The organism is Motilibacter aurantiacus (assembly GCF_011250645.1).
Lineage (GTDB): Bacteria > Actinomycetota > Actinomycetes > Motilibacterales > Motilibacteraceae > Motilibacter_A > Motilibacter_A aurantiacus.
In genome coordinates, this window is sequence record NZ_JAANNO010000007.1 from 213,107 (window position 1) to 239,321 (window position 26,215).

The window sequence follows — 26,215 nt, forward strand, 5'->3', positions numbered from 1 at the left end:
GGCCGAGCCTAGCGCCGGATACCTCTGCCTTACACCCCCGACACGGGTAGATCAAGGCCGCTTCTGCCATTGTTCGGCAGCCGCCCCGAGAAATAGTGCGAACAGCCCTCTTGACGGGACGGGAACGCAGTGCCGGGGTTTGGCGAACTTCCGCAGCGGCCCCTTCGCGATAGTTGCCTCCCGAAGCTCTTCCCGACAAGAACGAGCTGTTCCGGAGTTTTACTCGGCAGTGGTTGCACTTCTGCAGTTGTTGAAGGCTGGGCCGCGGAGACGAGGCGACTAGGGTCGGGGCATGCGCCTCCTGGTCCTCGGCGGCACGTCGTTCGTCGGCCGCGCGGTGGTCACCGACGCCCTGGCCCACGGCCTCGACGTCATGCTGTTCGGCCGCGGCCGCACCGGGCGGGAGCTGTTCCCGCAGGTGCCGCGCCTGCTGGGGGACCGGGGCACCGGGGACTACGCGGCGCTGGCCGGCGGCCGGTGGGACGCCGTCGTCGACGTCAGCGCGTACGTCCCGCGCCACGTCGAGGAGGCCGGCGCCGCGCTCGAGGGGCACGACGGCCGCTACCTGCTCGTCTCGACCATCTCCGTCTACGACCCGGCCCGGGCGGCGCCGCAGCTGGCGGAGGACGCGCCCCGGCTCCCGGCCGAGCGGGGCACCGAGGCCGTCACGCCCGAGACGTACGGAGCGCTGAAGGTGGCGTGCGAGGACGACGTTCGCGCCCGGTACGGGGACGCGGCGACCGTGGTGCGCCCGGGCATCGTGGCCGGGCCGCACGACCCGACCGACCGTTTCACCTACTGGGTGCGGCGCGCCGCTCGCGGCGGGCGCATGGCCCTGCCCGGCCGTCCGGAGCAGCCGGTGCAGGTGGTCGACTCACGCGACCTCGCGCGGCTCGTGACCGGCCTCCTCGTGGACGACCGGCCCGGGACGTACGACGCCGTCGGGCCGGCCGAACCCGTCACGCTCGCCGGGCTCGCGGCGGCCTGCGCAGAGGCCGCCGGCACGCGGGTAGAGCTCGTCCGCGTCGCCCCGGGCGCCGCCGCCGTGCCCCTCGTGCTGGGCGACCCCGCGGCCGACCCGCTGTTCGGCCGGCGCGCGGACCGGGCAAGGGCGGCGGGGCTGACCGGCACGCCGCTCGTGCAGACCGCACGGGACGTCCTGTCCTGGGACCGCGACCGCGCAGAGCCTCCGCTCGCCGTCGGGCCGACGCCGGAGCAGGAGGCCGCCCTACTGCGGGCGGCTCAGAGGTAGCAGTCCAGCGTCGCGCCGACCGACCCGACGGGGGCGACGCCGACGCGCGCGGCGCGCGGCTCGCGCGGCAGGACGATCACGCGCGGCTCGTCCCCGGACCGCGGGGTGTCGACCGCCCGGCGCAGGGAGAAGAGCTGGACAGCCATGGGGCTGGTTGCAACCTGTGTCACCGTGCTCATGCTCCGTAGCCTGCCCTAGGGAGGACCGTCCTAGTTGAGCCGAACGGGTGATTCCCCGGCGAGGGGCTCAAGACGGGACCTTCAGCGGCCGACGGCCGGTGAATCCGAGGTCGGCGCGGTGGTACCAGCTGAGCCTTCGGTCCCCCTCCAACCAGCACAGAAGCACCGGGACCCCCTCGAGGTCGGCCGGGAAGTCGACGAGCAGCGGCGCCAGCCCCTTGAGCTCGGCCCCCGTCTGCTGCACGACGGTCAGCAGCTCGTCGAGCCGGGCCTGGGCTGCCTTCATCTCCGGCAGCCCGCCGAGCGCGGTGGCGCGGCCGTTCGGCTGCAGGGACGCCGCGAGCTCGGCGGCGTCGGCGCGCAGGGAGACGATCTCGTCGAGGGTGGGGAGGAGCGCCTCGAGCTCGGCGGCCGCCTCCTCCACGGTGAACAGGCCCATGGCGCGACCCTGTCACGCGCCGTGCCGAGCGGTGCAGCGGTGTGCCCGGCACGCGCCGCGCCGACGGGGAGTTGACCCGGTACGGGCCGCCGCGGACCGCTGCTCGGGGCAACAGGGGTACGCGGCGTCGCAACGGGCAGAAGACACGGACGAACCGAGTGGAGGACACGATGAGCCTGCTGAAGGGTGCGATGAAGGCCGGACTGGCCGCGAAGGCGCTCGACATCGCCCGGCGCGAGGCGAGCAAGCCCGAGAACCAGCGCAAGGCCAAGGAGCTGTTCGCCAAGCTCTCCAGCCGCGGCAAGAAGCCCGGGGCCCGCTCGCACTGACCGGAGCCCGGTCGACGGACGGAGGCCGCTTCCCCTCGGGGGAGGCGGCCTCCGCCGCGTGCGCGCCCGGTGGGCAGGATCGGGGCGTGACCTCCGAGGCGAGCACCGTCAGCCCGACCGACGTCGACGCGGCGGCGAGCCTGCTGCGGGGCGTCGCGTCGCTCACCCCGCTCCAGCCCAACCCCCGTCTCTCCGCGCGGACGGGGTCGCAGGTCTGGCTCAAGCGGGAGGACCTGCAGGTCGTGCGGTCCTACAAGGTCCGCGGGGCGTACAGCCTGATCGCCCGGCTCGAGCCCGCCGACCGGGCGCTGGGCGTCGTCTGCGCCAGCGCCGGCAACCACGGGCAGGGGCTCGCCTACGCCTGCGCGGCCCTCGGCGTCCGCGGACGGGTCTACCTCCCGCGCAACACCCCGCGGCAGAAGCGCGACCGCATCGCCACCCTCGGGGGCGACGTCGTCGAGGTGCGAGTGCTCGGCGACACGTACGACGACGCCGCCCAGGCCGCGCGCGAGGACGCCGCGCGCACCGGCGCGACGCTCGTCCCCGCCTTCGACGACCCGCGCACGATCGCCGGGCAGGGGACGGTCGTGAAGGAGCTCGTCGAGCAGCTGCCCACCGTGCCCGACGTGGTCGTGCTCCCCGTGGGCGGGGGCGGCCTGCTCGCCGGGGCGTTGGCGTGGCTCGGCGAGCGGCACCCCGGCGTACGCGTCGTCGGGGTGGAGCCCGCGGGGGCGGCCTCCATGGCGGCGGCGCTGGCGGCCGGCGGCCCGGTCGACCTGCACCACCTCGACACCTTCGTGGACGGGGCGGCCGTGCGGCGGGTGGGAGCGGCGACGTACCCGATCGTCGCGGCCTCCCGGGCGGAGCTGGTGTCCGTGCCCGAGGGCCAGGTCTGCACCGAGATGCTGGCGCTCTACCAGTCCGACGGGATCATCGCCGAGCCGGCGGGCGCGCTCGCGACGGCCGCGCTGACGGACCCGATCCACGTGGAACCCGGCTCGACCGTGGTGGCGGTGGTCTCCGGCGGCAACAACGACGTCAGCCGGTACGCGGAGGTGGTCGAGCGCGCGCTCGTGCACGAGGGGCGCAAGCACTACTTCCTCGTCGACTTCCCGCAGGAGCCGGGTGCGCTGCGCCGCTTCCTCGACGAGGTGCTGGGCCCGGACGACGACATCACGCTCTTCGAGTACGTCAAGCGCAACAACCGCGAGACCGGCCCGGCGCTGGTGGGCATCGAGATCTCCCGGCCGCAGGACCTCGGCCCGCTGCTCGAGCGCATGGCGGCGGCACCGCCGCACATCGAGCCGGTCCCGGCCGACAGCCCGCTCTTCCGGTTCCTGCTCTGAGCTGAGGAGGCGCTCACTCGGCCAGGTCGACCCCGGCCAGCTGCACCCCGCGGTACGCGGCCAGCCGCTCCGCCGCCTGCTCGACCTCGGCCCTGCGCGTTGCCGGCAGCCGGCCCCAGGGAGCCAGCGCGACGCGCAGCCGCTTGCCGGACGTGCGCGGCCGCCACGTGCCGGCGAGGTCGCCGTCGAGGAGCAGCGCCCCCGGTCGGCCCAGCACCGGCCACAGCGCCTTGCTCCGCGCCGGGTCGTCGACGAGCAGGGCGCGGTCCTTGGCTTGCAGGAAGAGGTCGAACGGGCCGAGCAGGCGCGCCCCGCGGGCCGGGCCGCCGCCGAGCGCGGGGACGTCGTCGGCGAGCACCCATCGGCGCTCGCCGGCCACGTCCACCTCCGTCGCGTCGTCCGGCCAGCGCGCCTGCACCTCCCTGACGGGGGCGTCGAGGTAGTCGGCCACGTGCTTGGGGGTCGCCGGCCCGAGCAGCCGCAGGTAGCCGCGGACCAGGTCGAGCCGCTCCGGGACCGTCGCTGCCGCCCGGAAGCCGGGGATCCGGCGCAGCACCGGCGGGGACGTCCCCGGCTCGAGCTCGAGCCCGGCACGGACGGCGGCGAGCCGGAAGGGCTGCTCGTAGAGGTGGGTGGCGTTGCACGGGCGGCAGAAGCGGAGGTACGGCTCCGGCAGCGCCGCCGTCAGGGCGCTCGACACCTCGCCCTTCACCGTCGGCTCGGTCACCGTGCGGCGCATCACCGCCGCGACCTCGTCCAGCGCGTCGGTGATCGCTATCCCTGCCGCCTTGAGCGGCTTGGCCGCGTCGTAGACCCGCTTCGCGGCGTCCGCCTCCGAGTACGGCGCCACGGCCGCCGCGACCCCCGCAAGGTCCTTGCGACGGTAGAGGTGGGGCGCTCCGCGCACCGTCCAGAGCGTCGCCAGCTCCGGGGGCGCCGGCCGGGCCACGTCGACCCCGCGAAGCGCCAGGGCCCACAGCCCGCCGTCCGGGCCGGTGTCCTGCACCCCGATGTCGAGCACCGCGGTGTCGGCGACGGCGCCGGCCTCCCGGTCCAGCTGCTGGGCGCGGGCGCGGAAGGCGAGCACGTCCGAGCGCGAGACCGACGACCCCATGGAGGACACCGTACGAGCGGCCGCCGACAGCCGGCCTGCTGCATGCGCTCGTGGCAATTCAGCGGCCTCCGGAGGCGGATCGACGGGCGCTTCTCCTGCGAAGTTCCTGCTTGCGCGACTCCTGTGTCCTCGCAAGAATCACGAAAATGATGGAGCCTTCGAAAAAGCACCGACGTCGTCTGGTCGGGCCCGTCCTGGCCCTGGCCGCCGCCGCATCCGTCACCACGCTCCCTGCCGTGGCCCAGGCCGCGCCCGTGCCGGCCAAGGCCGTCGCCAAGGCCGCCCTCGGCCCGGCCCAGCTGAGCCTGCCGGCAGGCTTCCGCCCCGAGGGCATCACGAGCATTCCCGGGGGCACCGACTTCTTCGCCGGGTCGATGGTCGACGGCCGCATCTGGAAGGGCAGCCTGGCCACCGGGCAGGGGTCCGTCGTGGTCCCGGGAGTGACCGGGCGCGCCCTGCGTGGCATGGTCTACGACCCGCGCAGCGGGCTCGTCTGGACCGTCGGCACCCAGGGCACCGGCGGCATCGTGCTTGCTGTGAACGCGCGCACCGGCGCGGTGGCGTACACCTACACCGTTCCCGACGCCCAGTTCCTCAACGACCTGGCCATCGCGCCGACCGGCATCTGGGTCACCGACTCGCGCGTCGAGCGGCTGCTGAACATCGCGCTCGGCACCGGCGGGCTCCCCGCGGGCAGCAGCTACACGACGGTGCCGCTGACCGGGGCCTGGCCGGTCGTCGGCAACACGCGTGCCAACGGCATCCGGCCGCTGGTCGACGGCAGCCTCCTGCTCGCGCACTCCGGCGCGGGCGGCCTGTGGCGGGTCGACCCCGCCACCGGCGCCGCGACCGCCGTCCCCATCGTCGGCGGCTCGCTGACCGGCGGGGACGGCATCGAGCTCGCGGGCAACCTGGCGTACGTCGTGCGCGGCAACGGGACGGGGGTCAGCGTGCTCAAGCTGGGCTACGGCGCGGGCCTGGCCCTCACCGCGCGCTGGCAGGGCGTGATCAGCGACCCGACTTTCGACGTGCCGTCGACGACCACGCGCAACGGCAAGTACCTCTACTCGATCAACGCGCGCTTCGGCGTCGCCAACCCGGGGGCTGCCGACTACTGGGTCACCCGCACGCCGTTCAAGCCCTGACGGCCCTCGGCCACCGCAGAAGGCCCGCTGCCCCTCGGCAGCGGGCCTTCTGCATGCACGTCGGTCAGGCGGCCGCCACGATCCGCCAGAACTCGGCGTCGACCTCGGTCTGGGCGGACCAGCGCCGGGCCGCTCGGGCGACGGCGGCCGACGCGACGGCCGTCTCCTGGCGGGCGGCGGCCTGCTCCGCCTCCTGCCACAGCCGACGGCAGCGGCGGGCGGTCGGCGAGACGACGCACAGCAGTACGGCGCGCACCCGGCCGAGCTCGCCGGCGATCAGGCGGTCGGTCAGCCGCTGGAGCGGCTGGGGGGCCGGCCGCGTGCGGGCTGCACCGGGCGTCGTGCTGGGAAGGCGTGCGGCCATGTCCGGCTCCCGGGCGATTGGGTGGAGGGGGCGTGCGTTGCGTTGCTACTCGGAGCAGCCGCGGGCGGCCTTGAGTACGTCCGGCTGGCGGAGATCTCGCGCCAGCCCCTCCAGGCCCGCCACCCCTCGGTCGCGCCCCGCACGGCGCCGGCCGCCTGCGTGGCCCACGTCACAGCAGCTCCCCCCGGAAGGACGTACCCTGTCCAGCACCGCGTGCGGCGTACGACGCCGCGCTCGCGAGGGCCCGACCCTGTCCACGCCTGCTGCCGGCGTGGGGCTCGGACGACAATCGAAGATCTGGTCGCGCGCATGCACTGACATGGCGTATCGTCGGCGCGCACGTCCGCGAGTCGGGCTTGACAGAGGTGTGTCCTAGGTCATGCTCAAGTTTCTGGAACATTGCCGCGTTACCTGCCGTTGAGGTGAAGGTCGGGCTGCCAGAGCAGCCGACTCTCCGGCTGCCGCAGACAGCCGATCTTCATCTTTGGAAGGTGTTACGCCGCATGCCCATGCCCGCTCTCGCGCGCCCGCAGGCCGACGTCGTCGCGGAGGTGACCGCTCGGCTCCTCTCGTCGGCCGCTGCAGGTGCCGCTCCGACTCTGACCGCACTGCGCACCGAGTTCGCGGGTGCCGGCCTCTCGCCCGACGAGGGCCGCGCCGTTCTCAGCGCGCTCGCCGCCGCCGGTGTGACGCTCGCCGCGGCGGACGCCAAGCCGGCCACCAAGCCGCGCGCCCGGCGTACCGCGACGCCGAAGGCCAAGGCCGCCCCCGCGGCCCGCCGCACGGTGGAGAAGGCCACCCCGAAGGCCCAGGCCCCCGAGGCCCCCGCCGTCGAGGCGCCCACCACGACCGACCCCGTCGTCGAAGCGGAGGCCGTCGAGGTCGAGACGGTCGACGAGGCCGCCGAGACCAAGGTCTCGCTGCCCACGCAGCGTGCGGCTGCCGGCAAGGCGCGGGCCGAGAGCGGTGAGGCCACCGCCGACACCGATCTCGTCAAGGTCTACCTGCGTGAGATCGGCCGGGTGCCGCTGCTCGACGCCGCCACCGAGGTCGAGCTCTCCCAGCAGATCGAGGCCGGCCTCTTCGCCGAGCAGCTGCTCGCCCGGGTCGACGCCGAGGGCGACGCGTTCCTCGCCGAGATGGCCGGCGCCCCGACCGTGGCCGAGCTGCGTGAGCTCTCGCGCACCGGCGTCGCCGCCAAGGCGCGCATGGTCGAGGCGAACCTCCGGCTCGCCGTGTCGGTCGCGAAGAAGTACCAGAACCGCGGCGTCGACCTGCTCGACCTCATCCAGGAGAGCAGCCTGGGCCTGATCCGCGCGGTCGAGAAGTTCGACTGGAAGACCGGCTACAAGTTCTCGACCTACGCGATGTGGTGGCTGCGCCAGTCCACCCAGCGCGGCCTGGCCGAGCAGGCCCGCACCGTCCGGCTGCCCGTCCACGTCGTCGAGCAGCTGTCCAAGCTCGCCCGCGTCCGCCGCGAGCTCACGGCGTCCCTGGGCGAGGCCCCGACCGAGGCCCAGCTCGCCGAGGCGCTCGGCATGCCCGAGGCCAAGGTCATCGAGCTGCTCGACGTCTCCCGTGACGTCCTGTCGCTGGAGGCCCCGCTGGGCGACGGCACCGACGACGGCACGCTCGGCGACATCCTCGCCGACGCCCAGGCCCCCGACGCCCACGAGCAGGTCGCGTTCGGCCTGCTCCAGGACGAGCTGGCCCAGGTCCTGTCCCAGCTGCCGGAGCGCGAGCAGACGATCATGCGCATGCGCTTCGGCCTCGAGACCGGCCGCGAGCACACCCTGCTCGAGATCGGCGACCGGCTGGGCCTCACCCGCGAGCGCGTGCGCCAGCTCGAGAAGGAGAGCCTGCGCCGGCTGCGTACCTGCAGCGGCGTCTCGGACCTCCTCGAGTACGTCGCCTGACGCTCGCCCCGAGTCCTAGCGGCCCGTCCCCCACCTCTGCGGGGGGCGGGCCGCTGCGTGTTGTCGGGGCCGCCTCCGCTCGCTGCGTCGCACGTCCTGTTCGCAGGAGCGGATGGAACTGAGCCTGCGACATGGGAGGCGGCTGACAGGCTCGCGGCTGTGGACGACGCCCCCCCGGGTGGCCGGGCTGCACCGGCACGCTCGTGGCGTGGGCCCGAGCCTCACTGCCCGAGCCGCCGCCTGGGGGTCGGTGTTGGGCACCGCTGACGCCGTCGCGTGCCGCTACGACCGGCAGGAGGCGGCGCGCTTGGCCCGCTCCGGCTGCTGGCAGCGCGTCTGGCGCGGCGCCTACTGCAGCCAGGAGGCCTTGGCGGCCGCCAGGACTCCCGAAGCCAGGCACCGGCTGGTCGTGGCGGGCGCGCTCCTGCTGGCGCCGACCGGCTGTGCGAGCCACACCGACCCGGCCGTGCTCCAGACCGCACAGCCGCCGATGTGCTCCTCGCTGAGAAGCAGCGCGAGCAGGACCTCGAGAACGCGGGCTACCAGGTCGTACGCCTCACGTGGGCGGACCTGCAGAGCCCCGCTCGCGTGCGAGCCAAGGCCGAGGCCGCGATGCGGCGAGCGTCCGCCACATGAGTCGCGCCTCCTACCCGTCAGACCGGGTAGGAGGCGCGACCGCTGCGTGGGACGGGGTGGCGCTATTCCTCCAGCGCCTCGTCGATCAGGGGCAGCAGGACCGCCTTCGCGGCCGCGCTGACCTTGTTCGGCTTGGCGTCGGCGACCGCCGCCCGCAGCTCGTCCAGCTGTCCGCCGGCGAGCAGGGCCTGCAGGTCGCGCGCGGTGCTGGCCGCGACCTGCCCGCTGCGGGCCAGGGTGCCCAGCTCGCGGCGGACGGACTGCTCGGCCGTACGCGTCGGCAGCAGCTGGTCGACCAGCCCGAGCAGCTGCGTGCGCGCCGCGTCGCCGATCTTGCTGCCCGCCGCGGTGTCCAGCCAGGCCTGGATCTCCCGGGCCGAGGCCCGCATGCCGGCGAGGTCGCCGGCAGCGTAGTCCGCCGACGCCTCGGTGAGCAGGCCGCGCAGGTCGCGGGCCGCGCTCGCCGGCAGGCTGCCGGCCAGGGAGTCGAACGCGGCGCTCACGTCGGCGATGCGGACGACGGCCGGCTCGGCCGCGGCGAGCGAGGCGATCTCCGCGTCGGAGAGGGCCCGGTCGTACACGTGGACCGCGTCGATGGCACCGGGGAAGAAGTCGACGGGGGCGCCGTTGTACTTGCCCCGGCCGATCACCAGGTTGCCCGGGTCGTCGGCACCGCCGCAGACCGACGCCGTGCCGGCCAGGGTGCCGTCGACGTAGATCCGCAGCTCCCCGGCGCTCACGTCCCGGACGCCGGTGAGGTGGTACCAACGGCCGACCTGCGGCTCGCCGAGGCCCTGCGCCAGGGCGCGGACCCCCGGGTAGCTGAAGGCCCAGCGCCGGTTCTCCCCCGAGTACTGCAGGAAGAAGTCGCTGTTGGTGTTGCCGTCCTGGCTGACCACCGTGGCGAAGCCGCCCAGGCGGTCGATCTTCGCCCACGCCGACACCGTGTAGTTGCCGGTCGTGTCGACCGCCTGCGCGCCCGTGTCGACGGACTGGCTCGTCCCGTTGAACTGGAGCGCGTTCCCGGACCTGCCGGTCACCCACGTCGGGCCGTTGACCAGCGTGCCGTCGTGCCCGCCGCCGCTGACGTCCTCGGTGACGGTGCCGCGGCCCTCGTCCAGCGGCCAGGCCCCGACACCCACCAGCCCGGGCTTGCCCGGCGGCAGCACGACCTGGCCGGTGCTCTCGCCCGCGGCGATGATCTGCTCGTTGATCGCGCGGACCTGCGCCGGGTCGACCTTCTCCTCACGCCGGTCGTACGTCCAGAGCCCGTTGAGCTCCGTCTCGACGTCGGTGATCTGGGTGTAGACCGAGCCGGAGAGGCCGCAGCTCGCGGCGTCGATGAGCGGGCGCTCGTTGTTGACGTACGCCCGGGTGAGGTCCGCCTTCGTCTGCAGGTCCGGGCCGTAGTTGTTCAGCGACCCGCCCGGCCAGGTGTGGCCCGGGATGACGAGGCCCATGCCCCCGTGCTCGCCGTCGATGGCGGCGCGGTTCGCGTCCGGTGCCGGGAAGGCGGGGCCGTTGTCGCGGTACTCGTGCCAGTCGAGGATGTCGCCCCGGCCCGAGTCGCCCTTGGAGTTGCAGCAGTTGACGCCCGAATGGGCGTTCACCAGTCGCGTCGGGTCCTGGACCTTGACCGAGTCGGCGATCTGCCCGGTCGCGGTGCGGTCCCACTCGCCCCAGCCCTCGTTCATGATGACCCAGCCGATGACCGAGGTGATGCTGTCGTGCTCGTCGACGACCTCGCGCAGCTGGTCGAGGTACGCCTGCCGGTACGCGGGCGGGGTACCGGCGGGACCGGAGCCGGTGGACGGCATGTCCTGCCAGACCATGAGGCCGAGCCGGTCGGCCCAGTAGTACCAGCGAGCGGGCTCGGTCTTGATGTGCTTGCGGACCGTGTTGAAGCCCATCTCCTTGTGCTGCACCAGGTCGAAGGCGAGCGCCTCGTCGGTCGGCGCGGTCAGGATGCCGTCGGGCCAGTAGCCCTGGTCCAGCGTCGAGAGCAGGAACGTCGGCTTGCCGTTGAGGACGATGCGCTGCTTGCCGTTGATGGCCTTGAGCCCGATCGAGCGCATGCCCTGGTAGCTGCCGACCGTGTCGGTGGAGGTGCCGTCCTTCAGGGTGACCTGCAGGTCGTAGAGGAACGGGTCGTCCGGCGTCCAGAGGTGCGGGTCGGCGACGGGCACCGTGACCGCGGCGTTGGCCGCGCCCGTCGCGCGGGCGACCTCCTTGCCGCCGGCGGACACGACGACCTCGACGGTGGCGTTCGCCGAGGCGGAAGCGGAGTTCGCGTTGACCGTGAAGGCCGAGCCGGCGAGGTCGGCCGTGATGTCCAGCTCGTCGATGGCCGCCGCGGCGACCGGCTCGATCCAGACCGTCTGCCAGATGCCCGAGGCCGGCGTGTAGAAGATGCCGCTCGGGTTGGCCCGCTGCTTGCCGAGGACCTGGTCGGCGTTGGTCGTGTCGACGACGCCGACGATGATCTCCTGCGGCCCCGTTCCGGAGACCGCGTTCGTGACGTCCGCGCTGAACGCGTCGAAGCCGCCGGTGTGGGTCGCGACCTGCGTGCCGTTGACCCAGACCGTGGCCTGGTAGTCCACCGCGCCGAAGTTCAGCATCAGGCGCTGACCGCTCCCGACGTCCCAGCCCGCCGGCACGGTGAACGTACGCCGGTAGAACATGCGGTCCTCGTGGCGCTGGATGCCCGACAGCTTGGACTCGATCGGGTACGGCACCAGGACCCGCTCGCCGAGCGTCTGCCCGGTGGGCGGCGTCGCGACCGAGTTGGTGGCCGCGAACTCCCAGGTGCCGTTGAGGCTCTGCCACCGCTCACGGGTCAGCTGGGGACGCGGGTAGTCCGGCAGCGCGTTGTCCGGGCCGACCTCCGCCGCCCAGGGGGTGTCGAGCGTGTAGGTGGAGCCGTTGACCGCGGGGACGGAGAACTCCGGCAGCGTCTTCTCGCTGGTCGCGAGGCCGCCGGTGCCCGTGTAGCGGACGCGGACGAGCGAACCGCGCTGCACCCTGTCGTCCAGGGTGATCTGCAGGCGGGAGGCGTCGGCGGGATCGAGCGCCACGCCGGTGATCGGGAAGGCGATGCCGTCGACCTCGACCCGGAGGCTCGAGGCGAGGCCTGCCGGCAGCGGGGCGACGAACGACGCGACGCTGTCGAGCGTCACGCGGGCGCCGTCGGCCGAGACCGAGGCGTCGCCGGAGTACGCGGGCTCGTAGCCGGCGGGCAGGAAGAACGCGCTCGCGGGGACCGGCTGCATCGGCTGCGAGGGGCTCGACCAGGACAGGTGCAGGTTCGAGCCGCCGTAGTTCTCGAAGTACTCGACCTTGAAGTCGTAGAGGCGGCCGGCCTCGAGCGCGATGGGCTGGCTGGTCTGCCGGACGTCCCAGTCGTCGACCCAGTGGTCGATCACGAGCTTGCCGTCCACCCAGAGGCGGAAGCCGTTGTCCCCGATCATCGAGAACGTGTAGGCCTCGGAGAAGCTCGGCCGGATCCGACCGGTCCAGCGCACCGACGCCTCGTCGCTGCGGCCGGTGGCCGCCTGCAGGACGCCCTCGAGCGTGGAGAAGCTCAGGCTCGGGTCGACCTGGGTGGAGCGGTACTCCCGGAAGTCGCCGATCCCGGGGCCGCTGGAGCGGTAGTAGTCGCCCTTGAGGCCAGGCAGCTCGTCCGCCGCACTGGCCGTCGGGGGACTGACGAGGAAGGCCGAGAGCAACGTGGCCAGGGCGACGACGACGCCCCCGGCGCGTGCCGGCCGAGTGAGACGGGGCTTGTGAGTCAACAGAGCGGCCTCCTTGCCGTCCGAAGATCCTGTGCGGTTCCGGTGAGTTCCGTTCAGGAAGGTTGACGTTCGGGCGAAGTCAACCCGTCTCAACACAGGGCGTCAATGGGCAGAGGGGGACCAATGTGAGCGTGAACGGCGGGGCCGCGCCCGGCACCGGAGGCGGTGGGACCGACATGCGCAGCGGCTCGGCCGCTCGTGCGCCACGTCCCGAGATGCACTGCGGGAGCGTCGCCACGTGGGACCCGGAGCCGGCGCGGACGCCCCAGGGCAGCAGAACGGGCAGTGAGCCGCAGCTCACTGCCCGTCGTGTGCAGCAGATGTGCGCGAGGGGGGACTTGAACCCCCACACCCTTTCGGGCACTGGCACCTGAAGCCAGCGCGTCTGCCATTCCGCCACTCGCGCATGCGCACGTCCCGGAGGCCGTGTGCGTTGCCCAGGGTAGCAGCCGACGGGTACCCGCTCCGACGGCGATACGATCGGGAGCCCGATGGGGTGGGCAGGCTGGAAGGCGGGCACAGGCGGGCAGCAGCCACGAGACGACAGAGGAGGTGCGGCGTGGGCGTACTGCAGCGGTTCGAGCGCCGTATCGAGACCTTCGTCAACGGCGCGTTCGCACGCGCGTTCAAGAGCGAGGTGCAGCCGGTCGAGATCGCCGCTGCGCTGCAGCGTGAGACCGACGACAAGGCGCAGATCGTGTCGCGCACGCACACCATGACGCCGAACGAGTTCGTCGTGGAGCTGAGCAGGCGCGACAGCGACCGGCTCTCGCCGTACTCCGAGCCGCTCGGCGCCGAGCTGGCCGACATGGTCCGCGAGCACGCCGAGGCCCAGCGCTACACGCCGGTCGGCCCGATCCGGGTCTCCTTCGAGCAGCACGACGACCTCGACACCGGCATGTTCCGGGTGCGCAGCACCGTCCGCCCGGCCACGCCCGGCGCCGCCCGGCCGGCGGCACGGCCCGCTCCCGCCCCGCAGGCGTCCCCGTCGCCCCGCCTCGCTCCGGCCCATCCGGCGTACCCACCGCCGGCGGCGCGGCCCGCCGCGCCCACCCCGTACCTGCAGGTCGGCGAGGAGCGGCACCTGCTCGACCGCCCCGTGACCGTCCTCGGCCGCGGCTCCGACGTGGACGTACGCATCGAGGACCCCGGGGTCTCGCGCCGGCACGCGCAGATCCAGGTGGCGGGCGGACGCGCCCGGCTCGTCGACCTCGGCTCCACCAACGGCACGCTCGTGCACGGCCAGCGTGTCCGCGACCTCGACCTGCAGGACGGCGACGAGATGGTGCTCGGGCGGACGACGGTCGTCTTCCGGGTCGGCCCGCCGCCGGCGGGCCGGCAGGGCTACGACGACCGGGGCTATGACGACCGGGGCTACGACGACCGGGGCTACGACGACGTCATCCCTGGGCTCCGGTGACATGGGGGAGCTGTCGGGACTGACCCTCGGGGTCATCAAGCTGGGCTTTCTCGCGGTGCTGTGGGTGTTCGTGCTCACGACGGTCACCGTGATGCGCTCCGACCTGTTCGGCACGCGGCTCGGCCAGCGCCTGCCCCGCGGGGCCAAGGGGTCGGCCAAGGGCGCCGCGCGGGTGGCCGCAGCCACGCCGAAGCGGGCGTCGCGCCCCCGCCGCGGCGAGCCGGGCACGCTCGTGGTCACGCAGGGGGCGCTCGCCGGCACCACGGTGCAGCTGGGCGGCACCCCGGTGACGGTCGGCCGCGCGTCCGACAACACGATCGTGCTCGAGGACGACTACGCCTCCGGCCACCACGCGCGCTTCTTCGGCCAGGACGGCCAGTGGTACGTCGAGGACCTCGGCTCGACCAACGGCACCTACGTCGAGCGCGAGAAGGTCAACGGGCCGACCGCCGTCCGCATCGGCACGCCGGTCCGCGTCGGCCGCACCGTCCTCGAGCTGCGGAAGTAGCGCCGATGGCCACCGCACTGCGTTTCGCCGCCCGCTCCAACGTGGGCCTGCTCCGGCAGGGCAACGAGGACTCCGGCTACGCCGGCCCCCGGCTGCTCGTCGTCGCGGACGGCATGGGAGGGCACGTCGCCGGCGAGGTGGCCAGCTCGGTCGCCGTCGCGACGATGGCATCGCTGGACGAGGACTCCCCGGGCCCGGACCTGCTCGGGCGGCTGCGCGCGGCGGTCGAGGGAGCGAACGAGCAGCTCCGGCTGATGGTCGGCGGCGACCCCCACCTGGAGGGGATGGGGACGACGCTCACCGCCGTGCTGCGCAGCGGCTCCCGGCTGGGCATCGTGCACGTCGGGGACTCGCGGGCGTACCTCCTGCGCGACGGCCGGCTCGAGCAGATCACGCACGACCACACGTTCGTGCAGACGCTCGTCGACGAGGGGCGCATCACCCGCGAGGAGGCCGACCACCACCCGCAGCGGTCCCTGATCACCCGCGCGCTGGACGGCCGGGGCGACGTCGAGCCGGACCTGTCGGTGCGCGAGGCCCGGCCGGGCGACCGCTACCTGCTCTGCAGCGACGGGCTCTCCTCGGTCGTCAGCGAGGACACCATCCGGGACACGCTGGCCGGCCTGCCGGACCCCGAGCGCGCCTGCGACGCACTGGTCGACTACGCGTTGCGCGGCGGCGGCCCGGACAACATCACCGTGGTGCTGGCCGACGTCGTCGACACCGGCGCCTCCCCGTCGCAGGTGCCGCACGTCGTGGGCGCGGTGGCCGACGGCCGGGGCGACCACCCAGCGCTTCCCGTGCAGCAGCGGCCCGCCTCGGCCGCCCAGCGCGCCGCGGCGCTCTCCGCGCGGCCGACCCCGGCGGAGGACGACGTCGACGACGGCCCGGCCCCCGAGCCGCGGGCGCCGCGCTGGCCGCTGATCACCCTGCTCGTCCTCATCGTGCTCGCGGCCGTCGGGGCCGCGACCGGCGGGTGGGTCTGGTCGCAGCAGCAGTACTACGTCGGCGCCGACGGGGCCAACGTCGCGATCTACCGCGGCCTGCCCCAGGAGCTGGCCGGGATCAACCTGTCCTCGGTCGAGCGTCGGGAGGACGTGGTCCTCACCGCCCTGTCGCCGTACAGCCGCCAGCAGGTCGAGGCGGGGATCTCCGCCGACGACCTCGCCGACGCCGAGCGCACGATCGACCAGCTGCGCCAGGAGGCGGCCGAGTGCTCGGCGGTCCTCGCCCCGGCCACCTGCCGCGCCACCGACCCGTTCAGCGAGCTGCCGGTTCCCGACCCCACACCGGCCCGGTCCGCGTCGCCCGCCTCCACCCCGCAGGCCACTCCCACCCCCGGGCGCACCACGCGCACCACGCCGAGCGCGGCCAGGGCCGTGGCCGGCCCGGAGGCCGGACGGTGAGCGCGACCACCCTGACCCCCCAGGCGACCCCCAGCCGGCGCGGCGCAGAGCTGCTGCTGCTCGTCCTCGGCGGGGTCGTGTTCATGGGCGCCTACGCAGCGGTCGGGCTGTCGATGTACGGCGAGCTGCCCGCCAACCTCTCGACGTACGGCGCCTTCCTGGCCGTGCTGCTGCTGGGGGCTCACCTGGTCGTGCGGCGGTTCGCGCCGTACGCCGACCCCGTCCTGCTGCCGGCCGTCGGCATGCTCAACGGGCTGGGCCTTGCGCTCATCCACCGGCTGGACCTCGCCGACGTCGACCGCACCGAGCAGGCGCGCGGCGCGCTGCCCTCCGGGGACGCCCTCTCCCAGCTCACCTGGATGGCCGTCGGCGTCGTGCTCTTCGCCCTCGTGCTGATCTTCGTGCGCGACCACCGGGTGCTGCAGCGCTACACCTACACGGCCATGGTCGTCGGCATCGGCCTGCTGTTGCTGCCGCTCGTGCCGGGGCTGGGAGTCGAGATCCGCGGTGCACGCATCTGGATTCGCGCACTCGGCTTCTCCTTCCAGCCGGGCGAGCTGGCCAAGCTCGTGCTGATGGTCTTCTTCGCCGGCTACCTCGTGGTCAAGCGCGACGTGCTCGCGCTCGCCAGCCGGCGCGTCCTCGGCATCGACCTCCCGCGGGGCCGCGACCTGGGCCCGCTGATCGTCGTCTTCGGCGCGAGCCTCGCCATCCTGGTCTTCGAGAAGGACCTCGGCACCTCGGTGCTGTTCTTCGGCTCCTTCGTCATGCTGCTGTACGTCGCCACCCAGCGCCGTTCCTGGCTGCTGCTCGGCGCGCTCCTCGTGCTGGTCGGCGGATGGGCGGCGTACGAGGCGTTCGGCCACGTGCAGATCCGGGTCAACACCTGGCTGCACCCCTTCGACTACGAGGACTCCGGCTACCAGCTGCAGCAGGCGATGTTCGGCCTCGCCGCCGGCGGCATCCTCGGCACGGGGCTGGGCCAGGGCCGCCCCGACCTCGTCCCGGTGGCCAAGAGCGACTTCATCGTCGCGGCCCTGGGCGAGGAGCTCGGCCTCACCGGGCTGATGGCCGTGCTGCTGCTCTACGGCATCGTCGTGGAGCGCGGGCTCCGGACCGCGATCGCCTCGCGCGACGCCTTCGGCAAGCTGCTCGCCGCCGGCCTCTCCTTCATCCTGGCCATCCAGGTGTTCGTCGTCGTGGGCGGCGTGACGCGGCTGATCCCGCTCACCGGCCTCACGACCCCCTTCCTGTCCTACGGAGGCTCGTCGCTGGTGGTGAACTGGGCGATCATCGCGCTGCTGCTACGGATGAGCGACGCCGCGCGCCGCCCCGCCCCGCCGCCCAGCCGGGCCACTCCGACCGCAGCCCAGGCGGTGGCCCGCCCGTGAACCGCCCGCTCCGCCGCATGTCCGCGGCGCTCATGGTCCTCTTCGCGCTGCTGCTGCTCAACGCCAACTGGCTGCAGACGGTGCAGGCCGGGTCGCTCAACCAGCGGCCCGGCAACGCCCGCGTCCTGCTTCAGCAGTACAGCAACGAGCGCGGCCCGATCCTCGTCGCCGGCGACTCCATCGCGCGCAGCGTCGAGACCAAGGGCGAGTTCAAGTACCTGCGCGAGTACCCCGACAAGGCGCTCTACGCGCAGCTGACCGGCTACTTCTCCCTCTTCGACAAGACCGGCCTGGAGCGCAGCGAGAACAGCGTCCTGGCCGGCACCGACGACCGGCTCTTCATCCGGCGCGCCATCGACCTGCTCACCGGCAAGGACCGGCAGGGCGGGGCGGTGCAGCTGACGGTCGACCCGGCCGCACAGCGCGCCGCGACGAAGGGTCTGCGGGACGTCGGTGGGAAGGGTGCGGTGGTGGCCCTCGACCCGCGCACCGGCGCGATCCTCGCGATGCAGAGCGCGCCGTCGTACGACCCGAACCCGCTCGCGGCGCACAGCAGCAGGGCGGTGCAGGAGGCGTACGACACGCTGAACGAGGACCCGGACAAGCCGCTGCGCAACCGCGCGGCCGCGGAGATCTATCCGCCAGGGTCGACGTTCAAGCTGGTGACGGCCGCGGCCGCGCTCTCCTCGGGCCGCTACACCGCGGACGGGGTCGTCCCCGGCCAGGCGGTCCTCGACCTGCCGCAGACCACCGCGGACCTGCGCAACGAGAACCGCCGCGCGTGCGCCGACGGCACGCCGACGCTGACCGAGGCCCTGCGCTACTCGTGCAACACCTCGTTCGGGGCCATCGGCCTGGACCTGGGGGACGACGCGCTGCGCGAGCAGGCGGGCAAGTTCGGGTTCGGCCGGGACGACATCGAGGTCGGCATCCCGTCGGCCACGAGCCGCTTCCCGGCCGAGCTGAACGCGCCGCAGACCGCGCAGTCGGCCATCGGGCAGTACGACGTCGCGGCGACGCCCCTACAGATGGCGATGGTCGCCGCGGCCATCGCGAACGGTGGAAAGGTCATGCAGCCCTATCTGGTCGACCGCCTGCTGGCACCCGACCTGTCCCAGCTCGACCGGGCCGAGCCCGAGGAGCTCGACACCGCGGTGACGCCGCAGGTGGCCACCGCGCTGACCTCGATGATGGTCGACGTCGTCGAGAACGGCACCGGCCGCAACGCGCAGATCGACGGCGTGAGCGTTGCGGGCAAGACCGGCACCGCGCAGGTCGGCGAGGGGCGCGACCCGCACGCCTGGTTCGTGTCGTTCGCACCGGCCGAGGACCCCGAGGTCGCGGTGGCCGTGCTCGTCGAGAACGGCGCCGGCAACACCGAGATCAGCGGCGGCCAGCTCGCCGCCCCCATCGCACGGTCCGTCATGCAGGCCGTCCTCGGGAGCGCCTCGTGAGCCCGCAGCCGGGCGACCTCGTCGGCGCCCGCTACCGGCTGCGCGAGCTCATCGCCCGCGGCGGCATGGGCGAGGTGTGGCGCGCGACCGACGACGTCCTCGCCCGTGACGTCGCGGTCAAGGTGCTGCACGCGCAGTACGCCGGGGACAGCGCCTTCCACGAGCGGTTCCGCGCCGAGGCCCGCAACGCCGCGTCGTTCAGCCACCCCGGCGTCGCGCAGGTCTACGACTTCGGCGAGACCGGCCGGGCGCCGTACCTCGTCATGGAGCTCGTCCCCGGTGAGCCGCTGTCCGTGCTGCTCGAGCGGCAGGGCTCGATCGGCGTCGCGCGCACGCTCGACGTGCTGAGCCAGACCGCGCGGGCGCTCGAGGCCGCCCATGCGGCGGGCGTGGTGCACCGGGACATCAAGCCCGGCAACCTGCTCGTCACCCCGGACGGCACCGTGAAGGTCACCGACTTCGGCATCGCCCGCGCCGCGGACGCGCTGCCGCTGACCGCCACCGGCACCGTCATGGGCAGCGCGCCGTACCTCTCCCCGGAGCAGGCGTCCGGGCAGCCGGCCGGGCCGGCGAGCGACGTCTACGCGCTCGGCGTGGTGGCGTACGAGTGCCTGGCCGGGCACCGTCCCTTCCAGGGCGACAGCGCGATCGACGTCGCCCTCGCGCACGCCCAGGACGCGCCGCCGCCGCTGCCGTCGACCGTGCCGCCCCCGCTGCGCGACCTGGTGCTCTCCTGTTTGGCCAAGCCCGCCGCGGACCGGCCGACCGACGCGCAGGTCGCCGCCCGCGCCGAGGCGCTGCGCGGCCAGAGCGCCGAGCACGCCGTGGCCGGGCTGGCGACCGCTCCCATCGCCGTGACCCCGCCGCGGGCGACCCTCCCGCCGCACACCGAGCGCACCCAGGCCATGGCGGTGCCTCCGGTGCCGGTGCCGCCGGCCCCGCGCGCGGCCGCGCCCGTCCCCCCGGCGGCCGGCCCGGCCGGCACCCCGCGCCGGCGGGGCAGGGGCGGCGTGGTCGCCGCCACGGCGGTCGCCGTCCTGCTGGTCGGCGGGGGCGCGGTCGCGCTCGGCAACACCCTGCTCGGCGACGGCGGGGGTGATGGCGCCGCGGACGACACGCCGGGCGTCTCCGCCCCGGTCACGAGCCCCACGGCGCGGCCGAGCGCGTCGGCGACGCCGTCCCCCACGGACGAGGCGACCGAGGAGCCCAGCCCGACCGCGACCGACGAGGAGACGGCGGAGCCGGAGGCCACGCCGACGCCCAGCCCGACCCCCGCCGCGGAGGAGACGGAGGAGCCGACTCCATCCCCGTCCCCCAGCGACACCGGCGACGCCGACGACGGGGAGCTGGTCGTCGACGGCGACGCGCTGGTCGGGCGCAACGGCAACCAGGTGATCTCCGAGCTGCTCGCCCAGGGGCTCAGCTTCTCCCGCCAGCGGGTGACGATCCCCGAGGGAGAGGACGCCTCGCCCTGCACGGTGCAGCGCGTCACGCCCTCCGGGGCGGTCGACCCGGGCACGACGATCGCGGTCTACGTCTGGTACGAGCCCGGCGGCGACTGCGGGCCCGTCCCGGGCAGCGGCGGCGGCCGTGCCGTGCCGCAGCTCCTGCTCCCGGCGGGGGACAATGGGCGGGTCGACGCTCCGTCGACGGCCGTCTCGGGGCCTTCTGCTGCCCTCGCCCGGCCCGACCGCCGGACAACTCGGGAAGGGTGACGGGTGACCGACACTCCGCTGCTGCTCGGCGGCCGCTACCAGCTGGGCGAGCTCATCGGCCACGGCGGCATGGCCGAGGTGCACCGCGCCCTCGACGTACGCCTCGGGCGGGTCGTCGCGGTCAAGATGCTCCGCCCCGACCTCGCCCGCGACCCGGCGTTCCAGACCCGGTTCCGGCGCGAGGCCCAGTCGGCGGCGTCGCTCAACCACCCCGCGATCGTGGCGGTCTACGACACCGGCGAGGACTACGTCGCCGACGCCCGCGTGCCGTACATCGTGATGGAGCTGGTCGAAGGGTCCACGCTGCGCGAGCTGCTCGCGTCCGGGCGCCGGCTGCTCCCGGAACGGGCGCTCGAGATCGCCTCCGGCGTGCTGTCGGCGCTGGACTACAGCCACCGGCACGGGATCGTGCACCGCGACATCAAGCCGGCGAACGTCATGCTCACCCCGCGCGGCGACGTCAAGGTCATGGACTTCGGCATCGCCCGCTCGGTCGCCGAGACCAGCGCCACGATGACGCAGACGTCGGCGGTCATCGGCACCGCGCAGTACCTCTCCCCGGAGCAGGCGCGCGGCGAGCACGTCGACGCCCGCACCGACCTCTACTCGACCGGCTGCCTGCTCTTCGAGCTGCTCACCGGCCGGCCCCCGTTCACCGGTGAGTCGCCGGTGTCGGTGGCCTACCAGCACGTCCGGGAGGAGCCGCCGGTCCCGAGCAGCTTCGACCCGGGCATCCCGCCGGCCGCGGACGCGGTCGTCCTCACCGCGCTGGCGAAGGACCGTGAGCAGCGCTACCAGACGGCCGCCCAGATGAAGGCCGACGTCGACCGCGCGCGTGCCGGCGGCCCGGTCGAGGCCGTCCCGCCGGCCCCCACCCAGGCCCTCGCCCGCGTGCCCGGGCCGCCCACCGCGGTCACCACGGTGCGTCCCACCCCGCTGGTCGAGGTGGAGGAGCGCCGGGAGCTGCCCGAGCGGAGCCGCAACTCCGGCGTCTACACCCTGATCGGCTTCCTCGTGCTGCTCGCGCTCGCCGGCGGCGCCTTCCTCGGCTGGCGCTACTTCGGCGGCGGCAACGACGTCCCGGTGCCCCGCGCCAGCAACGTTACCGTCGAGGAGGCCACCCGCCGGCTCGTGGCCGAGGGGCTCCGCGTCGGCCAGCAGGTGCCGCGGGTCGACGCGAACGTCCAGGAGGGCCTGGTCATCACCACCGAGCCCGAGCCCGGCCAGGAGGTCGAGAAGGGCTCGACGGTCGACCTCGTCGTCTCCTCCGGGCCGGAGGAGGTCCTCGTCCCGTCGTTGCAGGGGCTGAGCGTCGAGGAGGCCGAGCAGCGGCTCCAGGCGTCCGGGCTGCAGCGCGGGACCGTCGACCAGCAGCCCTCCCCGGAGGACGCGGACGTCGTCATCGCCCAGAGCCCCGGGCCCTCGGAGCGGGTCGACCCCGGCAGCGCCGTCAACCTCACCGTGTCCAACGGGCAGTCCGAGGTGCCCAACGTGGTGGGCATGACCGTCTCCGGCGCCATCGAGGCGCTCGAGGCAGCCGGGTTCGAGTACAACCAGGGCGCCCCGCGGACGACGGACGACCCGAACCTCGTCGACCGCATCGTGGCCCAGGAGCCTGCGGCCGGTGAGTTCCGGCCGCGGGGTCGCCAGATCCTGATCTACAAGGGCGAGGCCGCCGCCCCGGCCCCCGATCCCACCCCGGTGGACCCGGGCGTCCCCGACCCGGGGGTCACACCTCCTCCGGGCGGCTGAGCGCCGGACACAGGATGAGGGAGCACGGGACAGGGCCCGCAGCGATCGCTGCGGGCCCTGTCGCGTCGCGTGCGATGTTTCGCGTGGAACCGCTATCCGACGACCGGGGCCAGCCCCACCGAGCGCTCGACCGCGCCCGTGTCGCCGCAGCGGGTCAGCCAGTTGGCCAGCATGCGGTGGCCGCCCTCGGTGAGCACGGACTCGGGGTGGAACTGCACGCCCTCGATCGGAGCCGACCGGGCCCGGGCCGCCATGACGACGCCGGTGGCCGTCGCCCCGGTCACCTCGAGCTCGTCGGGCACGGTGTCGGGGTCGACGGCGAGCGAGTGGTAGCGCGTCGCCGTGAACGGGCTGGGCAGGCCCTCGAGGACGCCGGCTCCGTCGTGCTCGACGAGGCTGGTCTTGCCGTGCAGCAGCTCCGGGGCGCGGGTGACCGTCGCGCCGTAGGCGACGCCGATCGACTGCAGCCCGAGGCAGACGCCGAACACCGGCACGTCGGCGCGGCGGGCGGCCTCCTGGACCAGGTCGATGCAGACACCGGCCCGCTCCGGCGTGCCCGGGCCGGGGGAGAGCAGCACCCCGTCGTACGCGCCGCCGAGCGCCTTGTCGATCTCGACCTCGTCGTTGCGCAGCACCTCGCACTCGGCGTCCAGCTGGCCGAGGTACTGCACGAGGTTGTAGACGAAGCTGTCGTAGTTGTCGACGACGAGGATGCGGGCCACGAGGCTCAGCGTACGGCGGTGCGGGCGCCCGTTCCACGCGCTCGCGGCCGTACGGGCGCCGGCTCAGTCGTCGACGGTGACCTCGAGGAACGGCAGCGCGCTCTCCGCCCAGGGGAACACCACGGTGAAGAGCAGGTAGACCGCCGCGGCGAGCAGCACCGCCACGAGCAGCAGCCGTACCGGGAGCGGCCCCGGCAGCCGGCGCCAGATCCAGCCGTACACCGATGCCCCTTCAGCTCGCGGCGGCGCGCGGGCGCACCGACTCGAGCACGCCGTGGACGATGAGCCGCTCGGTCGAGGCCCAGCGCGGGTTGCAGGTGGTGAGCGTGACGATCTGCCGCGTGGGCTTCGCCTCGGGCTGGTCCGGCACCGGCAGTACGACGCCCACCTGCGTCGGGTCGACGATGCGCCACGGGTCGTCCACGACGTAGGTGTAGATCGAGTCGCGGGTCTCCAGGACGATCGTGTCCCCGGGGCGCATGCGGTCCAGGTCGCGGAAGGGCTCGCCGTTGGTGGCCCGGTGCCCGGCGAGCGCCACGTTGCCGTTGCGCCCGGGGCGGCCGCTCTCTGGGTAGTGGCCGATCCCCTTGTTGAGCTCGTCGCCCCCGACGCCCTCCAGGACGGGCTCTTCCCAGTCACTGCCCAACCGCGGGATGCGCAGGATCGCCCATGCGTCACCGGGGATCGGGGCCTGCGGCTTCGCCTTGTCGTCGACGTCCGGGCCCTGGCCCGACTGCCACAGCCGGCTCAGCCCGTCGAGCGCGGAGTCGCTGGCCCGCGCCGCCTCCACGTTCGTCCACCACAGCTGGTAGACGCAGAACAGCAGCAGGACCGCGCCGGCGGTGATGAACAGCTCGCCCACGCTCCCGGCGACGGCCTGCCAGCCGGTCGGCGGCTTGCGGGCAGCGCGGTGGCGGCGCCCGGACGGCGGAAGCGCGACGGAGCTCAGCGCTCCTCCTCGGGAGTGGCGCCGGCGGGGGTCCCGGCGGGGGTGGGCACCTGGGCGTTCGGCAGCTGCAGCGGCCCGGCGAAGGCGGGAAGCTCGACCCGGCCCTTCTCCTCCACGTCGTAGCGCAGGCCGACCTGGTCGACATACTCCTGCAGGACCTGCACGGCGGGCTCGGCGTCCAGCGCGGCCCGCAGCCGCCCGACGTCGCCGACCGCGGTGATCGTGAAGGGCGGGGCGTAGGTGCGCCCGTGCAGGAAGAGCACGTTGCCGGCGCAGCGCACGGCGCTGGTGGCCACCAGCCGCTGGTCCATGACCTGGATCGCCTCCGCCCCTCCGGCCCACAGCGCGTTGACCACGCCCTGGACGTCCTGCTCGTGAACGACGAGGTCGTCCGGGGTCGTCCCGTCCGGCAGCGCCGGGTCCGCGGCGTCGTACCGGCTGTCATCGAGCGTGACCGTCACGCCCGCGCCGCTCGCCGCCTCGAGCCCGGCCGCGCCGGCGAGGGCGTCGGCCTCGCGCTGTGCCGCCGTGAGCCGCGGGTCCCCCGCCTCCTGGGCCAGCTGGTCCACGCGGGCACGCAGGTCGCTGACGTCCCGGGTCTGCACGTCCACCCGGCGCTCGGCGGCGCGGATCAGGTCGGTGAGGTCGGTACGCGTCCCCGCCCGCAGGTCCGATCCGCGCGCCGCTCCCGCGCTCGCCGCGAAGAGCAGGCCCGCGCAGGCGGCCGCGACCGGCGCCAGCACCTTCCACGACAGGCCCGCGGCCCGCCCCGGCGACGGTGGCGTCCCCGTCGTGCCGGTCGTGCCGGTCGTGCCGGGTCGGGAGGACGACAGCCGAAGGAACGACAACGGTCCTCCCTCGCACCTCGCGGCTCGTTCCGGTCTACGCTAACCGGGCCTGTCCCGTACTGTCCGCCCGCCCGCCACCCCGAGGTCTCCCGTGCCCAAGTCCCGCGTCCGACGTCGAATGGTCTTCACGCCTCCCCAGGAGCGCACGACCGTGCGAGTGGGCAACCCGCGCTGGCTCGTGCCGGTGATGCTCGCCGCCTTCGCGATCGGGCTGCTGTGGATCGTCGTCTACTACGTGAGCGAGACCGAGTACCCCATCGACTCGCTCGGGGCCTGGAACATGGCGGTCGGCTTCGGTCTGATCCTCGTCGGCTTCTTCCTGTCGATGCGCTGGCGCTGACCCCCCTGCCCGGGAGCGCGGACGACGCCCCGGCCGGCACGCGACTCCCGCGTGTTGGCCGGGGCGTCGCCGTCCGTACCCCTGGCGTTCGGGGCGGCGTCTTACACCGCTGTCATTCGTCCACAGCGGTTCTCCACAGTGTGGAGAACCGGCCGCGTCAGCCCGTCGCGCACTCGAAGTAGGCCTGGCCTCCGGCCGGGTGAGCGGCCTCGCACCCCACGACCTCGCCCACGGAGGCGTCGAGCAGGTCGGCCGACCGCCACGTCGTCAACGCGAGCGCGGCGACGAGCACGAGCACCAGGCCGCCGGCCTGCACGAGCGTGCGGTTGGCCCGCGGGGCGTACGCGAGGGCGGCGGCGACCACGGCACCGGTGGCCAGGCCGCCGGCGTGCGCCCGCCAGTCCACCCCGCTGACGATGAAGCCGATGGCGAAGTTGACGGCGATGAGCGCGTAGAGCCCGCTGGCGTCCATCCGCAGCCGGCGGCTGACCACGAGCTGTGCGGCGAAGAGCCCGAAGACCGCCCCCGAGGCGCCGACGCTGGCGGTGCCGAGCGGGCTGAAGGCGTACGACACGGCGCAGCCGCCGACCGCGGACACGAGATAGAGCGCGGCGTAGCGGGCCCGGCCGAACGCCGCCTCGAGGTTGGGGCCGAAGAGCCACAGCGCGTACATGTTGAACAGCAGGTGCAGGACGCTGCCGTGCAGGAACGCCGCCGTGACGAGGCGGTACCACTCACCGGTGGCGACACCCTTGTAGTACGAGACGCCGTCGTAGCCGACGACCATCGCGAACCGTTCCTCCAACAGCAGGTCGGGGGCGACCTCGCCGAGCAGGAAGACGACGACGCAGATCCCCACGAGGATCTTGGTGACGTAGCCGGGGTCGTCCGCGACCCGCCCCCCGAAGATGGTCCGGGCGCTGCGCGTGCTGCGGGCCGCGGCCTTCACCTCGTCCGGGCACTGGAAGCCGACGGCGGCCGGGATCATGCAGTCGGGGCAGATGGGCCGGTTGCAGCGCGTGCACCGGACGTGGGCCTCACGGTCCGGGTGCCGGTAGCAGGTGGGCACGGCCGACGGGGCCGGCCCGCCCGGCGCCGCAGGCGGCTCAGCGGTCGTCATGCCGCGACGGTACGCGACGGCGCGCCCGGGCGAGGGAGGGGACGGCACACGACGGCCGCCCTGCTCCGCAGCGCGGAGC

The 26,215-nt window shown here is 74.1% G+C and carries 24 protein-coding genes and 1 tRNA gene; 14 read left to right on the forward strand and 11 right to left on the reverse strand.

Annotated elements, in window-relative coordinates; translation table 11 throughout:
- The first annotated feature begins 292 nt into the window (after positions 1 to 292).
- Positions 293 to 1,252: an NAD-dependent epimerase/dehydratase family protein gene (locus G9H72_RS14245; RefSeq protein WP_166172168.1), complete on the forward strand. Its 960-nt coding sequence runs from the start codon at positions 293 to 295 to the stop codon at positions 1,250 to 1,252.
- Here the strand turns inward: G9H72_RS14245 and G9H72_RS14250 are convergent.
- Positions 1,243 to 1,431 (reverse strand): hypothetical protein, encoded by a 189-nt coding sequence (locus tag G9H72_RS14250; protein ID WP_166172170.1) that lies wholly within the window; start codon positions 1,429 to 1,431, stop codon positions 1,243 to 1,245. The two genes, G9H72_RS14245 and G9H72_RS14250, sit on opposite strands and share 10 nt — an antisense overlap.
- Positions 1,432 to 1,498: 67 nt before the next feature.
- Positions 1,499 to 1,870, reverse strand: coding sequence for a DUF2203 domain-containing protein (locus tag G9H72_RS14255; RefSeq protein WP_166172172.1), 372 nt, complete (start codon positions 1,868 to 1,870; stop codon positions 1,499 to 1,501).
- A gap of 170 nt (positions 1,871 to 2,040) precedes the next feature.
- Between G9H72_RS14255 and G9H72_RS14260 the strand changes: the two genes are divergently transcribed.
- Together G9H72_RS14260 and ilvA are read left to right on the forward strand one after the other, a co-directional pair.
- Positions 2,041 to 2,199 carry a hypothetical protein gene (locus G9H72_RS14260; protein WP_166172174.1) on the forward strand — a complete coding sequence of 53 codons (159 nt, stop codon included), beginning with the start codon at positions 2,041 to 2,043 and terminating at the stop codon, positions 2,197 to 2,199.
- Between the two features lie 86 nt (positions 2,200 to 2,285).
- A complete protein-coding gene (gene ilvA, locus G9H72_RS14265) occupies positions 2,286 to 3,545 on the forward strand; it encodes a threonine ammonia-lyase IlvA (protein ID WP_166172175.1) in 1,260 nt (419 codons plus the stop codon).
- 13 nt (positions 3,546 to 3,558) lie between these two features.
- Here the strand turns inward: ilvA and G9H72_RS14270 are convergent, their stop codons facing one another.
- Positions 3,559 to 4,659 (reverse strand): DNA glycosylase AlkZ-like family protein, encoded by a 1,101-nt coding sequence (locus G9H72_RS14270; RefSeq protein WP_166172177.1) that lies wholly within the window; start codon positions 4,657 to 4,659, stop codon positions 3,559 to 3,561.
- Between the two features lie 146 nt (positions 4,660 to 4,805).
- Between G9H72_RS14270 and G9H72_RS14275 the strand changes: the two genes are divergently transcribed.
- Positions 4,806 to 5,804: an NHL repeat-containing protein gene (locus G9H72_RS14275; RefSeq protein WP_166172179.1), complete on the forward strand. Its 999-nt coding sequence runs from the start codon at positions 4,806 to 4,808 to the stop codon at positions 5,802 to 5,804.
- 64 nt (positions 5,805 to 5,868) lie between these two features.
- Here the strand turns inward: G9H72_RS14275 and G9H72_RS14280 are convergent, their stop codons facing one another.
- The gene (locus G9H72_RS14280; protein ID WP_166172181.1) at positions 5,869 to 6,168 is read right to left on the reverse strand and encodes a hypothetical protein; all 300 of its coding nucleotides are present in this window, start codon (positions 6,166 to 6,168) and stop codon (positions 5,869 to 5,871) included.
- A 503-nt stretch (positions 6,169 to 6,671) separates the two neighbouring features.
- Here G9H72_RS14280 and G9H72_RS14285 point away from each other — a divergent pair.
- Both G9H72_RS14285 and G9H72_RS14290 read left to right on the forward strand, forming a co-directional pair.
- Entirely contained in the window at positions 6,672 to 8,084 is a 1,413-nt protein-coding gene (locus tag G9H72_RS14285; protein WP_231126992.1) for a sigma-70 family RNA polymerase sigma factor, read from the forward strand.
- 492 nt (positions 8,085 to 8,576) lie between these two features.
- Complete coding sequence (locus tag G9H72_RS14290) at positions 8,577 to 8,720, forward strand: hypothetical protein (protein WP_166172183.1); 144 nt, start codon at positions 8,577 to 8,579, stop codon at positions 8,718 to 8,720.
- 62 nt (positions 8,721 to 8,782) lie between these two features.
- Here G9H72_RS14290 and G9H72_RS14295 read toward each other — a convergent pair whose 3' ends face one another.
- Positions 8,783 to 12,511, reverse strand: coding sequence for a LamG-like jellyroll fold domain-containing protein (locus G9H72_RS14295; protein ID WP_166172185.1), 3,729 nt, complete (start codon positions 12,509 to 12,511; stop codon positions 8,783 to 8,785).
- A gap of 323 nt (positions 12,512 to 12,834) precedes the next feature.
- A tRNA-Leu gene (locus G9H72_RS14300) sits at positions 12,835 to 12,917 on the reverse strand.
- Positions 12,918 to 13,070: 153 nt separating this feature from the next.
- Here G9H72_RS14300 and G9H72_RS14305 point away from each other — a divergent pair.
- Genes G9H72_RS14305 through pknB form a run of 7 tightly spaced genes read left to right on the forward strand, consistent with a single transcriptional unit; the run spans position 13,071 to position 22,157 of the window.
- Entirely contained in the window at positions 13,071 to 13,931 is an 861-nt protein-coding gene (locus G9H72_RS14305; RefSeq protein WP_166172187.1) for an FhaA domain-containing protein, read from the forward strand.
- Positions 13,932 to 13,941: 10 nt separating this feature from the next.
- Complete coding sequence (locus G9H72_RS14310) at positions 13,942 to 14,439, forward strand: FHA domain-containing protein FhaB/FipA (RefSeq protein WP_166172273.1); 498 nt, start codon at positions 13,942 to 13,944, stop codon at positions 14,437 to 14,439.
- Between the two features lie 5 nt (positions 14,440 to 14,444).
- Positions 14,445 to 15,845 carry a Stp1/IreP family PP2C-type Ser/Thr phosphatase gene (locus tag G9H72_RS14315; RefSeq protein ID WP_166172189.1) on the forward strand — a complete coding sequence of 467 codons (1,401 nt, stop codon included), beginning with the start codon at positions 14,445 to 14,447 and terminating at the stop codon, positions 15,843 to 15,845.
- Positions 15,842 to 17,236: an FtsW/RodA/SpoVE family cell cycle protein gene (locus tag G9H72_RS14320; RefSeq protein ID WP_331272311.1), complete on the forward strand. Its 1,395-nt coding sequence runs from the start codon at positions 15,842 to 15,844 to the stop codon at positions 17,234 to 17,236. Before G9H72_RS14315 ends, G9H72_RS14320 begins: the two co-directional genes overlap by 4 nt.
- Positions 17,233 to 18,690: a peptidoglycan D,D-transpeptidase FtsI family protein gene (locus tag G9H72_RS14325; protein ID WP_166172191.1), complete on the forward strand. Its 1,458-nt coding sequence runs from the start codon at positions 17,233 to 17,235 to the stop codon at positions 18,688 to 18,690. The genes G9H72_RS14320 and G9H72_RS14325 overlap by 4 nt, the downstream gene beginning before the upstream one ends.
- Positions 18,687 to 20,405, forward strand: a complete 1,719-nt coding sequence (locus G9H72_RS14330) for a serine/threonine protein kinase (RefSeq protein ID WP_331272312.1) — start codon at positions 18,687 to 18,689, stop codon at positions 20,403 to 20,405. Before G9H72_RS14325 ends, G9H72_RS14330 begins: the two co-directional genes overlap by 4 nt.
- A 3-nt stretch (positions 20,406 to 20,408) precedes the next feature.
- Positions 20,409 to 22,157, forward strand: a complete 1,749-nt coding sequence (gene pknB, locus G9H72_RS14335) for a Stk1 family PASTA domain-containing Ser/Thr kinase (RefSeq protein WP_166172193.1) — start codon at positions 20,409 to 20,411, stop codon at positions 22,155 to 22,157.
- A 92-nt stretch (positions 22,158 to 22,249) separates the two neighbouring features.
- Here the strand turns inward: pknB and G9H72_RS14340 are convergent, their stop codons facing one another.
- From G9H72_RS14340 to G9H72_RS14355, 4 genes are all read right to left on the reverse strand, one after another.
- On the reverse strand, positions 22,250 to 22,879 hold the full coding sequence (locus tag G9H72_RS14340; RefSeq protein WP_331272313.1) for an aminodeoxychorismate/anthranilate synthase component II: 630 nt from the start codon (positions 22,877 to 22,879) through the stop codon (positions 22,250 to 22,252).
- Between the two features lie 63 nt (positions 22,880 to 22,942).
- A complete protein-coding gene (locus tag G9H72_RS14345; protein WP_166172195.1) occupies positions 22,943 to 23,101 on the reverse strand; it encodes a hypothetical protein in 159 nt (52 codons plus the stop codon).
- 10 nt (positions 23,102 to 23,111) lie between these two features.
- Complete coding sequence (locus G9H72_RS14350; protein WP_331272314.1) at positions 23,112 to 23,741, reverse strand: class E sortase; 630 nt, start codon at positions 23,739 to 23,741, stop codon at positions 23,112 to 23,114.
- 83 nt (positions 23,742 to 23,824) lie between these two features.
- Positions 23,825 to 24,676, reverse strand: coding sequence for a DUF881 domain-containing protein (locus G9H72_RS14355; RefSeq protein ID WP_231126993.1), 852 nt, complete (start codon positions 24,674 to 24,676; stop codon positions 23,825 to 23,827).
- Between the two features lie 91 nt (positions 24,677 to 24,767).
- Here G9H72_RS14355 and crgA point away from each other — a divergent pair, with 91 nt between their 5' ends.
- On the forward strand, positions 24,768 to 25,016 hold the full coding sequence (gene crgA / locus G9H72_RS14360; protein WP_166172197.1) for a cell division protein CrgA: 249 nt from the start codon (positions 24,768 to 24,770) through the stop codon (positions 25,014 to 25,016).
- A 157-nt stretch (positions 25,017 to 25,173) separates the two neighbouring features.
- On the opposite strand, the gene G9H72_RS14365 is transcribed toward crgA, so the two are convergent.
- Complete coding sequence (locus tag G9H72_RS14365; protein WP_166172199.1) at positions 25,174 to 26,136, reverse strand: rhomboid family intramembrane serine protease; 963 nt, start codon at positions 26,134 to 26,136, stop codon at positions 25,174 to 25,176.
- Positions 26,137 to 26,215: the final 79 nt, after the last annotated feature.